The organism is Streptomyces sp. NPDC060198, from assembly GCF_042728415.1.
Classification (GTDB): Bacteria; Actinomycetota; Actinomycetes; order Streptomycetales; family Streptomycetaceae; genus Streptomyces.
Map to the genome: position 1 here is coordinate 1 of NZ_JBHWZJ010000218.1, position 11,991 is coordinate 11,991.

The window sequence follows — 11,991 nt, forward strand, 5'->3', positions numbered from 1 at the left end:
CCTCCAGCCCGACCAGGAAGTAGCAGAAGCTCTCCTTCACCGGGTTCTGCCGGTCGGACACCGCGTCGGCATCGACGCCGACGCATGCCTTCCAGAAGGAGCGGTCCGCGTCGACCAGGGTCACGAACGCCCGCCCCGCCCCGGTGATTCTCGCGGCGAGCGCGGCAAGGTCCTCGAAGACCGCCTCGGGCCCGGTGTCCAGCAGAGCGGTGTCCTCCACCGCGGCCAGACGCGACGGATCCGACAACGCGGCCGGCAGGCCGTCCGCCCGCAGCCCGCCCGGGAAATCGATGCCAACCACCTTTCCGGCCTCCTCTCCTCGCCCACTGGGAACACCCTTACCAACAAGCTCGTCGCACCGTGTACTCCTGACATGGACCATCAACCTTCCAGGGGCAGGGTGACCCTCACCGGCCCGGTGGGCCATCCCGCCGCCACGCGGGCGTCCACCGACCCTCCGCTGCCGTCCGCGAGCGTGACGGAACCGGCCGGCCCTCTTGGCCCGAATGCGGCGCTTCTGTGGTGCACCGGTCTCCCCGCGGCGACCGTGGGAGCGGGCCCCTGGACCACTACGGGCTCTCCCGCAGCAAGGAGTATCGATGTCGGAACGCAACACAGTCGTGCGCAGCGTCCACGATCTGGGCCTGGCGGCCTGGTTCGGCGGGTCCTTGATGGGCGCCGTCGGCCTGAACGGCGCCGCCGCGAGCGAGGGACGCACCGTGACGGACACGTTCAGGATCGCCAGTGCCGGCTGGGCGAAGTGGACGCCGGTGAACGCCGCGGCGATCGGCCTTCACGTGATCGGCGGAGCCGGCCTGCTGGTCGCCAACGCCGCCCGAGTACAGACCCAGCAGGGGGTAGCGGCTTCGACGTTGGCCAAGACGGTGCTGACCGGCGCTGCGCTGGCCGCGACCGCGTACAGCCGGGTGCTGGGAAAAAGGCTCGAACTCTCCTCGTCCGACAATCCGGCCGACCTGTCGAAGGCTGCCGGCCATCCCGTCGATCTGGACAAGGCGCGGAAGCAGCTGGCACTGATGCAGTGGACCATCCCGGCTCTGACCGGCGCCGTCGTCGTGCTGAACGCCCTGCAAGGAGAACAGCAGCGCCCTCTCCAGCAGAAGCTCGGCATGCTGCAAAGGGCCACGTCCCAGGTACACGTGCCCTCCCTCGGTCACCACGCTGACTGTCGGAAGCCGGGAGTATCCGTGACCGCTCGGACGAGTGCGCGGCACGGCAGGCAGGCCGCGAACTGCCCGTGGATCTGATCTCGGCTTGTGCGCCCGGACAGGCCCGGCGGCGTTGGGCACCGAACCTTTCGGCGGGAAGTCGGCAGGGGAAGACGGGAAGTCAGCAGGGGAGAATCGCCGCGCCGGACAGTACTGACCGTGTGGGGCTCGTCACGCTGAGGTTCCGGACCGCTGGGGTGGTCCGGAACCGCCGAACGCGGGAGGACGGCTGCCTTGCCGTCCCGAAGCGGCACCCCATGTGTCTGTTGCCGGCGGGAGACCCCCTGCCGGCGGGGCCTCGCGGAGCGCTCCGGTCGTGGCGGGCCGCGGTCCGCGGTCCGCGGTGCCGGCGCGGGCCGACCGCCACGATGCTCAGGGCGACGTCGGGGGCGCCGAGGCGGTCGTCGTGGGCACCGGTGTCGACCGCCCGCATGCCGACGTCGTGTCCGCGGTGTGCGGCGGGGCCGAGAGCGTCGGGAGGGCCGCGCGCCAGCCGCCGTGTGCGGTGATGTCGCGGGCGCCGTCGAGTGCTTCGGGCTCGCAGAGGAAGCCCGTCACGCAGGTGCCGTCCGCAAGCCCCACCGTACCGAGGGCCATGGGGTGGGGGAGCGCCGCGAGGAGCGTGCCGAGCCCTTCGGCCGGGAGCCGCCACACCCCGGCCTCGATGGCGGCATCTCCTCCGCCGGCACGGACCGGACCGGGCTGGGGCGGCGACGTGTCGAGGGCGTACAGCCGGTAGTCGGGTGCCGTGGTGGTGGTGCGTACGAACCGGGCGCCGAGGGCCAGCAGCTCTCCGTTCAGAGGCTGTCCGGACAGGTGTGCGCCGACCACCGCGAGGTGCGGAGGAGGGGCGGCGAGCAGGCCGGCGATGCGGACGAGCCGTTCGTCGGTGAACGCGGGGCCGATCAGCATCACGCCGAACGGGAGCCCGTTCACCTCGCCCGCCGGAGCGGCGACCGCCGCGAGGTCGAAGAGGCCGGCCGAGTTGGTGAACCGGCCGAGCCGGGCGTTCGCGCCCACGGGGTCGACCGCGACCTCCGCGAGGGTCGGGTGCCCGGGTGTCGTCGGCAGGAGGAGTGCGTCCGCGTCGCCGAGTCAGGCAAGCGCACTGTGGCCGAGGACGGACAGGCTGTCGAAATCGGTGCAGAGCCGGTGGGCCGGGATCTCTCCGGCGCGCGAAATGATTCCGGCCACGGTCGGACGAGGTCCGGCGCACCCCAGTGGGCGTCGACGAAGGCGACGACCGCGCACAAAGGGTGCGCGGTCGTCCTGTGAGGTCCGGGTGCGCGCCGTACCGGTGCGAGGAGGCCGCTTGCCGACCATCGGTGTCATCCTCGACGTCCACGCCCGCATCGGCATTTCCGCGCCGATCGGCTCGACGTCCGGGTCCCGCCTCCGCCGGCTCGACATGGCGCTGCGCCCGCTCGCCTCCTCGCGACCCCGAACTCCGGAATCGGCGAGGAACCGAACACCCCGTCGGACCCGAGGCGGCCACCCCTGTGTCTCCCGCTACAGGGATCGCGTCGGGCGGCCCGCTTCCCGGGTCGGTGTGCCCCGGATCTCGTGCCGGTCCCTCGGACACCCCGGGTGACGGACCGGGAACCGTAGCCGTTGCCTGCTCTCTGCCGGGTCGGTCTCCCCACGTTGACCCCACCCCGGACCCGGGGGGCGAGGCCGGGAGCGGCACCTGCCGGTACTGGCGGTGTCACGTCCCGGCGTACGGGGCCGTGCTGGCGCGGACGACGAGTCGTGGTTCGACCGATGCGGGGACGACCGTGCCCGCCGGGTCGGTGATGTGCCGCAGCAGGTGGGCCACGGCGAGTTCGCCGGTCTGGGCGAACGGCTGGGCGACCGTGGTCAGCGGAGGGGTGCAGTACGCGGCCAGGTCGATGTCGTCGACACTGACCAGGGAGACGTCCTCCGGCACGCGCCGCCCGAGCTCGGCCAGCGCCCGGATCACGCCGAAGGCCATCTCGTCGCTGGCGACGAAGACCGCGCTCGCTTCCGGGATCCGGCCGAGCAGAAGCCCGTTGCGGTAACCGGAGGCCGGTGACCAGTCCCCCTCCAGCTGCGGCGGTACCGGTCGGCCGGCCTCTTCGAGTGTGGCGCGCCAACCGTCCCGCCTGCGGGCGGCTTCCAGCCAGTGTTCAGGCCCGGCGATGTGCCAGACGGTCCTGTGCCCGAGGTTCAGCAGGTGCTCGGTGGCCTTGCGCGCCGCGAGCGCCTGGTCGATCGCGACGACTTCGGCGGTGTCGGTGCTGGGCCCGTCGACCGCGATCGTCGGAGTGGTCCGGATGAACTGCTCGATGCGCGCACTGGTGTGGATCAGCGGCACGGCGAGGATGACGCCTTCGACGTCCTGATCGGCCAGCCGCGAGAGGGCGACCTCGATGCTGGAGGTGTCCAGGGAGGAGGTGTCCGCCGTGCTGACCTCGTACCCGGCGGCCCGCGCTGCGTTCTCGATGCCGGCGGTGAGGGCCGCCCGCGAGTAGAACGTGGTCTGCAGGGTCACCACGCCGAGGGTGCGGCTGCGCCCCGAGGAGAGCATGCGGGCCGCGTTGTTGCGCCGGTAACCGAGTTCCTCCACAGCGGCCAGCACCCGCTCCCGCGTGTGCGGCTGCACGTGGGGATGTCCTGAGAGAGCCCGTGAAACCGTCTGCGCGGACACCCCGGCGACACGTGCCACGTCCACCATGCCCGGTGGGCGATCGGCACTTCTGCCGTGCGGCTTCGCCATGGCTTCCCTTCCCTCGCTGGCCGACGAGGCAATGATATCGATCCCAGAATGTCTGCGCCGAAGAAACGAAGTCCCTTGTAGAAAGCGGGTGATGGCCCTGTTGGCATCGTTAACATTCTCTGCCATAGTTCCGGCCATCGAGACGCACCGGGTCCCCCAGGACCAGGGCGTCTCACCTCGCGCGGTCCCCCCGGAGCGTCCTGCTCCGGGTCTGCCGCAGCACTTTGGAGGAGCCGTGAGGAGTTCCGACGTACGTCTGCCGAACGCCTTCTCCGTCCTCCAGCGTCTCCGGCGTGCGGGCATGACCGCCGGAGCCGTCACGTGACCGGGCGGACCGTCCCCTGCACCGCCCGCGCCCAGCGCCCCGCGGCCGCGATCACCCACACCGGCGGCACGCTGCTGCGCGCCGGCCGCCCGCACCGCGTCCTCTCCGGCTCGCCGCACAACTCCCGTGTCCACCCCGAACGGTGGGCCGACCGCATGAGGCGGCCGGCAGCCCTCGGCCTGAACACCGTCGACACGTACGTCCCGCGGAACTTCCCCGAGCGCGCACCGGGCGACATCCGCTTCGACGGCCGGCGCGAACTGGCTTCGGGGCCGGGTTCGCCACCGCCTGCCTCTCCGTCGACGAGCCGACCGACTCCTTTCTGCGTCTGCCCGGCTTCGGCAAGGGGTTCTGCTGGGTCAACGGCCAACTGCTGGGCAGCTACTGGCACATCGGGCCGCAGGCCACCCTCTGCCTGCCCCGCCCATTCCTGCACGCGGGGGACAGCCCGGGGCAACCGGGGGACCACACCCTCACCGTGCTGGAGCTCGAACGCCTGGGCGAGCAGATCGCTCCGTGCGACCGGCCGGACCTCGGTGAACCGCAGGTGCGCATCGAGACCTTCGACCGACCCGCAGAACCCGACAACCTCCGAATCCCCACACGCCGTCACACCCCGACACCGAAGGAGCACACCGTGGCGACCCCTCGCAGGAGTCCCGGACATACCGCACGTCGCACCAGGGCCGTCGGAGCACTCGCCGCGGCGGCGCTCGCCGTGGTCGGCACCGTGCTGAACGTGAACGTCCCGGCCGCCTCCGCCGCCGACCCCACCTACACGGTGACGGTCGGCGCCAAGGGCGGCTGGACCCACCCGGACGACACCCCCGCTTACCCGTACATCGACAAGGACGGGACGTTCTACTACCAGCAGGCCCACTCGCTGTACGGTCCGAGCGACAGCCGGACGTGGACCTTCTACACCGGCGCGGACCTCGACACCGCCACCCGCTCCGCCGCGATCAGCGACTCCGGAACCAACGCGGACACCACCACGCTGTGCAACAACAGCCCCACCGGTACCGCGGCGACCTTCCCGCCCAGCGGCTCCGGCTATTCGCAGCGCAATTTCTGCGATCTGGCCGGGGTATGGGTCGACCCCGACAGCGGGGACTGGTACGGCCTGGTGCACAACGAATTCACCCCGCAGCCCTTCGGCGACAGCAGCCACTTCGACGCCATCGACTACGCCGTCTCCACCGACCAGGGACGGCACTGGACCATCAAGGGCCATGCCCTCACGTCCCCGTACAGCACCGCGCGCGGCGACACCACGGCCTTCCCGCAGCAGACGTACTCCTACGGCGACGGCGACCAGCGCCTCTACGTTGACGCCGCCTCGGGCTACTTCTACGTCTTCTACGGCTCCCGACTCATCGACAAGAACGGCGGCTGGAAGGCGTTCTACTCCCACGTGGCCCGCGCCCCGCTGTCCGGCAAAATGGCCTCCGGCACCTGGCAGAAGTGGTACGGCGGCTCCTGGTCCCAGCCGGGTGTCGGCGGCCGGGAGAGCAACACGGTCCCGGTGACCGCCACCGACACCACCGGTTACACACCCACCGCCAAGGAGTACGACCCGGCCAACACCGGCAGCGTGGACCAGCAGGTCGCCGCGGGCAAGACCCCGCCCACCTCGCCCCTGTTCGTCATGGACATCACCTACAACGCCTACCTGGGCCTCTACATCGGCGAACCCCAGGCGGCCGACCAGTCCGGCAACGCGCCGCAACAGCTGTACGCCACCGACAACCTGGCCACCCAGAAGTGGCGCCTGATCGGCGACACCGGTGGGTATCACACCGCCTCCTGGTACCGGTGGTTCCTCGACGGCGTCAGCAAGACAGGTTCGGCGATAGTCGGCAAGGACTTCCGGTCCTACTGCTCCTTCGGCTGCTCGGGCGGCGCCTCCGGCGAGTACGTCAACCTGACGGTCAACTCTTCCGCCCCGGCCCCCGCGGCCTTCGATCCGGCCAGGACCTATCGCATCGCGGGCGGCGGAGGCCGAATCCTGGCACAGGTCTCCTCCACTTCCTCCGCCACCACCTCGACGGCCACCTCCACCGGGACGGGGCTGGACGCCTGGACCTTCACCGGCACCGGCGACGGTTCCTACCGCATCGCCAACGCCGCCACCGGACAGCTCCTCGGCGTACCCACCACCGCCGCGACGGGCCGCGCCTGGGGCAGCGCGCCCACCGTCACCCCGCCCGGCAGCGGCGGCCCCACCGTCGGCCAGCAGTGGTTCGTCGTGCCGAACACCTCCTCGGCCAACGGCGCTGCCACGGGCACGTACCGACTGGTGAACCGCTACAGCGGCCTGGTCGTCGGCCTCTCCGGCGTCAACGGCAGGCTCGCCGAGACCACTCCCGTGCGCGCCTGGACCGACACCGCCGGCAGCACGGTCGGCGGCGGACGGGGCGCCGCGGAGCAGACGCTGACCGTCACGGCGGTCGGCACCTCCGCCGCCGGGCTGAACGGCGACCACACCCTCACCACCGGCGGACAGGCACTGGACAACCCCGGCCACAGCACCACCGCCGGCACCCAGCTCATCACCTACACCGCCAACGGCGGCGCCAACCAGACCTGGACCCTCAGCCGGCAGAGCGACGGATCCTACGAACTGCGCAACGCCGAATCCGGATTGTGCGCCGACGTCTCCGACGGTTCCATCGCCGCCGGCGCCAAGATCATCCAGTGGACCTGCACCAGCGGCACCAACCAGCACTGGACGTTCACGCGCCTTTCCGACGGCACCTACAGCGTCACCTCCGTCAAGAGCAATCTGGTCCTGACCTCGGCGTCCACGAGCCAGGGCGCCCTGCTCACCCAGCAGACCGACACCGGTTCCGCCCTCCAGCGGTGGACGGTCGGCTGAGCCCAGCCCCGCCCCGCCCGAACGCCGCCGGCCGAGTCCGACAGACCGGCCGGTGGTGGCACGGGCGGTCGGGCCCGTTCGTCCCGGCATCCGGGAGATCAGGCCGCGACCAGCGGGGAGGTGACGGTGCTGATCGTCAAGGACGAAGTGGGTGGGCCCGGAGCGGCGGCGAGACGGAGCGTGGGAAGCGGTTGAAGAGGGCCGACAGCGCCGTGCGCGACGGGAGGCGGGCGAGGGGAGCGCCTACGCAGAAATGAGGCCCGCGGCCGAAGGCCAGGTGCGGGCCGCCGTCTTCTGCGAGCCGGAAGGCGGCCCCGCTCGCGCGCCCGGCTGAGCCTCGCCTCCGCCCGGCCCTTCACCATGCGCACCTCCGTCCGACGTGACTGCACCGTGCTCGGCTCTCTTCCCCCGATCCGGGCAACCGCGCCCGCCACAGGAGCGCCGGCATCCTGTGGCGGCGCACCACCATGCCGATCGTGGAAGCCTCGCAGGGTTGATGCACCGTCCCAGCCTTCTCGGCGGGGCTGCTCCGGCCGGCGCCCGGCGCCCGCTCCCTGAGCGGCCCCGATGTTCGACAGCTCCCAGAAGCCACGGCCCGGATCGGTCAGTTCCAGCGCCAGGGCGTATGCGCACTCGATCCAGCCCTGCCGCCCCGCCTGCCGGACCGCTGGGGTGAGTTCCTACCGCTTGCCACCGCCTGTTGCACGGCGGAGCGGGGGAGCCCTGGGTCCCTGGGTGCGGCTGCCGGGAGGACGACGCGCAGACCCGGGAGCGGAGGAGGGGAGTTGCCGGGCGGTGATGAGGCGAAGGTGTGGGTAGACGGGAGGAAAGACCGAACGAGGGAGGAGCCATGGCGAATGACACCTCGCTGCTGCGCGCGGTGGGCTGGGCTCAGACGTTTCCGGTGTCGCAAGGGGTGCGGGCCGGCCGTCAATGGACGCGCGAGCGCCTGGAGTCCCTGAAATGGACCAGGAACGCGCACGAAACGGTGGACGCGATCCTGCTCAGCGTTTCCGAACTCGTGACCAACGCGCACGTGCACGCACACAGTGACGCCCAACTCGTTCTGACCTGGGACAGCCACTGTCTGCATGTGAGTGTCCACGACTCCGACCCCCTTCCCCCGACCAAGAAGGCAGAAGACCTCACGACGCCCGGAGGGCGTGGAATGGTACTGGTCGACGCACTCGCCGACGGCTGGACCACCCACCCGCAGGCGTCCGGCAAGACCGTCACCGCGTGCTTCGTACCTCCGGGAGCTCCGAAGCCTCGTCACGGCGGCGAGCTCGGCTGAGGCACGGCGATCATGCCGACTGGGTCACGGCGGTGAGGCCGGCGCCGTCCGGGCGGTAGCAGCCCCCGCGGCCGGCTGCGCCGACCCTTGGGGCTGCCTTCCCTCGCGCGCCATCCCGTCCGTCTTCCCTCTGCCCCCGACTCAGGCAGGCGGTCTCGCGGACAACGCCGGACACGACTGCCCGTCGGCCGCGAAGCCTGCACGTCGGGGCAGCAGTGGAGCCGCTCTGCCGGAGTTCGACCCGGACGGTCCCACGGCCCCGCACTGTTGTCAGCGGCCCCGACGCCGCCACCCCGTCGGTCTGGCGGCCAGGCCTGTGGGGGTTGGCGTCGCCGGGCTCGTGGTCAGCCGTTCGCCGCCGCGGGGACGTCCGGGTGAAGGCTGGGACGGAGTCGACGCCGACGGTGCGCAGCATCCGCAGCACGCTGTCGCCGCCCGCTGCCTCGGCCCCGGGGTCGCGGAGACGGAACACCGGTGTCCCCGCGGACCCGGGACATCACTCGGCTCGTCGTCAGCGAACTCGTCACCGACGCAGGCAAGTACGCGCCCGGGACCGGTCCGTCTCGGACCGCGCATCCGCGCGGCATGGTGGAGATCGCGGTCCGGGACACCAACCCCATCCTGCCGACCCCCGGGCGCGGACCTCGACCGGATCGGTCAGCACAAGCTCGGAATCGTCAAGGCCCTCACCTGCGCGTTCGAGCCCGTCGCCGGCTGCGGACGCGTTGATCCGGCCCTCTTGCGGCCGGGTGTGAGCAGCGGATGGGAGTGATCAATTCCGTTCGTGAATAAGGAAGTTGTATTGACTCGCGCGTGTGCTGTTCATAACATCGAAACATCTGAAGCCAAGTTTGGCTTGATCTCGTCGGCTTCAACGCCGCCGGATCCCCTCGTGTCTCCGTAACCGCCTGGACCCCGCTCGTCGTTCGTCCTGCTCGATCTCAAGCATCCGCTCATCACGCCCTGCGGCGTGCGCGCCCGGGGGAGCCCGATGAGTGTTCCAGTTCTGTGTCCGGAGATGACCCACGGGCAGAGACGGCTGTGGTTTCTGCACCAGCTGGAGCCGGACGACCCCTCGTACAACATCCCCCTCGTGCTGCGGCTGACCGGTGATCTGGTGCAGTCGGCACTCGGGGCCGCGTTCGACGAGGTGGTGGCCCGGCACGAGTCGCTGCGCATGCGCTTCCCGGACGAGGATGGCGTCCCCGCCGTGGTGGTCGGCGCGCCCGCTCCGGTGGCCGTCGAGCACCTTGACCTGAGGGCCGGGAACCACCGGCTGGAAGCGTTGCTCGCCGAGCGCACCAACCGTGGTTTCGACCTGGGGCAAGGGCCTCTGCTGCGGGTATCCCTCTTCCGGACGGGCGACAGCGAGCACGTCCTGTGCGTGGTCCTGCACCACATCGTCGCCGACGGCTGGTCGCTCAACATCCTCCGCGACGAACTGGCAGCGCACTACACCGCCCACCAGCAGGGTCGGGCCACCGGCCTGCCTCTGCCGCCCCCCTACCGCGCGCAGGCCGCCGCGGAGGCGCGGGAGGCGGACGATCCGCAGACGCGCGAAGCACTCGCCTACTGGCACGAACGCCTTGCCGACGCCCCCGCCCTCGAGCTCCCCCTCGAACGGCCGCGACCCGAACAGCCCACCACCCACGGTGCTTTCCACACGCAGGTGATCACCGGCGCCGGGCCCGTGGTGGACGCGCTGGCCCGTGCCCGGCGCTGCACTCCGTTCATGGTCCTGCTCGCCGCCTACCAGGCGGTCCTCCACCGCTGCACCGGGCAGGAGGACTTCTGCATCGGCGTCCCCACCGCAGGCCGCACCGACCCGGAGGCCGAGCAGGTCATCGGCTACTTCTCGCGCACGCTGGTACTGCGCTCCGACCTCTCCGGCGACCCCGGGTTCGCCGACCTGCTGCGGCGGGCCCGCAGCACCGTCCTCGGTGCCTTCACCCATGAACGGATCCCCTTCGAGCGACTGGCCGAATCCCTGGGCCTGGACCGTGATCCGGGGCGGACGCCACTGTTCCAGACTCTGTTGACCGTGCACACCCAGGACGCTGGTCTGCTGCGTGCCGCACCGTTCGCCGACCTCTCCTGCACCGAGCTCGACCCGGGCATGGAGGCCTGCAAGTTCGATCTCACCCTGGACGTGCGACGGGACGGCGAGGACGTCGTCGCCGTCTTCGGGTACCGGACGGACCTCATCGACGCCGCATGGGCGGCTCGGCTCGGCCGGTGGTTCGAGACGCTGCTGCGCGCGGCGGTGGCCGACCCGGACACGCTGGTCCGCCGGCTGCCGATGCCGGACGCGTCGGAGCTCGCGGCTCTCCGGGAACAGGGCCGGGGACCGGTCCTGGCCGCAGGACCGCCGACCGTGCTCGCCGCCGTCGAGGAGGCGGTGCGCAACGGACCCGACAGGACCGCGTTGCGGGGGCGCGAGGAGTCACTCGACTACGCCACCCTGTGGTCGCAGGCCGGCCGGCTGGCCGGGCGGTTGGCGGCCCACGGGATCCGGCAGGGGGACACCGTCGGCGTTCTGCTGCCGCGCGGCCCGCGCGCGGTCGTGGCGATGCTCGCCGCCTGGCGGGCCGGTGCGGCGTACGTGCCGCTCGACCCCGACTACCCGGCGGCCCGGATCGCGTTCATGATCGAGGACAGCGGAACCCGGGTCGTCCTCACCTCCGGCCAGGCAGGATCGCGCGAGGTTCCGGAAAGCGTGCGAACCCTGACCGTCGACGGTCAGGACACTTCCGGTGATCCTGTGAGCACGGACACGGCCCGCGGCGGCGAACGGATCGGTGCTCCGGGCGGCTCCGGCGGTTCTCCTGCCGCCGTTCTTCCTGTCATCCGTCCCGACGACCCTGCCTACGTCATCTACACCTCGGGTTCGACCGGCACCCCCAAAGGCGTCCTCGTGCCGCACCGCGCACTCGCCGAACGGGTCCGGTGGATGCGTGAGGGCTACGGCATCACGCACACCGACCGCGTCCTGCACTGCGCTTCGCTCAGCTTCGACACCAGCGCCGAGGAACTCTTCCCGGCGTTGGCCGCCGGCGCCACCCTGGTCGTCGCCGAAGCCGGTGCCGCCCTGCCGGACCAGCTCGGCCACGCCTTCACCGCCGACGTCACGGTCATGGACCTGCCCACCCCCTACTGGCACCAACTGGTCGGCGACCTGGACGCGGTGGCATGGCCCGACTCGCTGCGGCTGATGATCCTGGGCGCCGACCAGGTGAGGTCCAGCGCCGTCGGCGCCTGGCGGGCCCGGTTCGGGGACCGGGTCCGGCTCGTCAATTCCTACGGCCCCACCGAGACCACGATCATCGCGACGACCGCCGACCTGGCGGCGGCCGACAGCCGTACCCGGCCGCCGATCGGCGCACCGATCGGCGGGGTCCGTGCGACGGTCTGCGACGCGCAGGGCGGCCGTGTCCCGCCCGGCACCCCCGGAGAGCTGCTGATCGGCGGCACGGTGTGCACAGCCAGGAGGGAGCCCGCCATGACCGAGACGACGAGCCGTCGCAGCACCGC

Annotated in this window: 6 protein-coding genes and 3 pseudogenes; 5 read left to right on the forward strand and 4 right to left on the reverse strand. The window is 71.4% G+C overall.

The features are described 5' to 3' along the window. Positions 1–301, reverse strand: a pseudogene (locus tag ACFWEP_RS23415) (serine/threonine protein phosphatase); the annotation flags it as partial. Positions 302–599: 298 nt separating this feature from the next. On the opposite strand from ACFWEP_RS23415, the gene ACFWEP_RS23420 reads away from it, so the two are divergent. Further along, on the forward strand, positions 600–1,265 hold the full coding sequence (locus ACFWEP_RS23420) for a hypothetical protein (RefSeq protein WP_387372526.1): 666 nt from the start codon (positions 600–602) through the stop codon (positions 1,263–1,265). A 333-nt stretch (positions 1,266–1,598) separates the two neighbouring features. Here ACFWEP_RS23420 and ACFWEP_RS23425 read toward each other — a convergent pair. Continuing rightward, positions 1,599–2,426, reverse strand: a pseudogene (locus tag ACFWEP_RS23425) (amidase family protein); the annotation flags it as partial. Positions 2,427–2,931: 505 nt separating this feature from the next. After that, positions 2,932–3,921 carry a LacI family DNA-binding transcriptional regulator gene (locus ACFWEP_RS23430; protein WP_387372533.1) on the reverse strand — a complete coding sequence of 330 codons (990 nt, stop codon included), beginning with the start codon at positions 3,919–3,921 and terminating at the stop codon, positions 2,932–2,934. 363 nt (positions 3,922–4,284) lie between these two features. Here ACFWEP_RS23430 and ACFWEP_RS23435 point away from each other — a divergent pair. Both ACFWEP_RS23435 and ACFWEP_RS23440 read left to right on the forward strand, forming a co-directional pair. After that, positions 4,285–4,494, forward strand: a pseudogene (locus ACFWEP_RS23435) (beta-galactosidase); the annotation flags it as partial. Further along, positions 4,431–7,166, forward strand: coding sequence for an RICIN domain-containing protein (locus ACFWEP_RS23440; protein WP_387372527.1), 2,736 nt, complete (start codon positions 4,431–4,433; stop codon positions 7,164–7,166). The pseudogene ACFWEP_RS23435 and the gene ACFWEP_RS23440, both read left to right, overlap by 64 nt. 136 nt (positions 7,167–7,302) lie before the next feature. Here ACFWEP_RS23440 and ACFWEP_RS23445 read toward each other — a convergent pair whose 3' ends face one another. Then, on the reverse strand, positions 7,303–7,443 hold the full coding sequence (locus ACFWEP_RS23445; protein ID WP_387372535.1) for a cytochrome P450: 141 nt from the start codon (positions 7,441–7,443) through the stop codon (positions 7,303–7,305). A gap of 573 nt (positions 7,444–8,016) precedes the next feature. Between ACFWEP_RS23445 and ACFWEP_RS23450 the strand changes: the two genes are divergently transcribed. Together ACFWEP_RS23450 and ACFWEP_RS23455 are read left to right on the forward strand one after the other, a co-directional pair. Further along, a complete protein-coding gene (locus ACFWEP_RS23450) occupies positions 8,017–8,460 on the forward strand; it encodes an ATP-binding protein (protein ID WP_387372529.1) in 444 nt (147 codons plus the stop codon). Positions 8,461–9,478: 1,018 nt separating this feature from the next. Then, positions 9,479–11,991, forward strand: a 2,513-nt coding sequence (locus ACFWEP_RS23455) for an AMP-binding protein (protein WP_387372531.1), incomplete at its 3' end; no start/stop codon positions are given.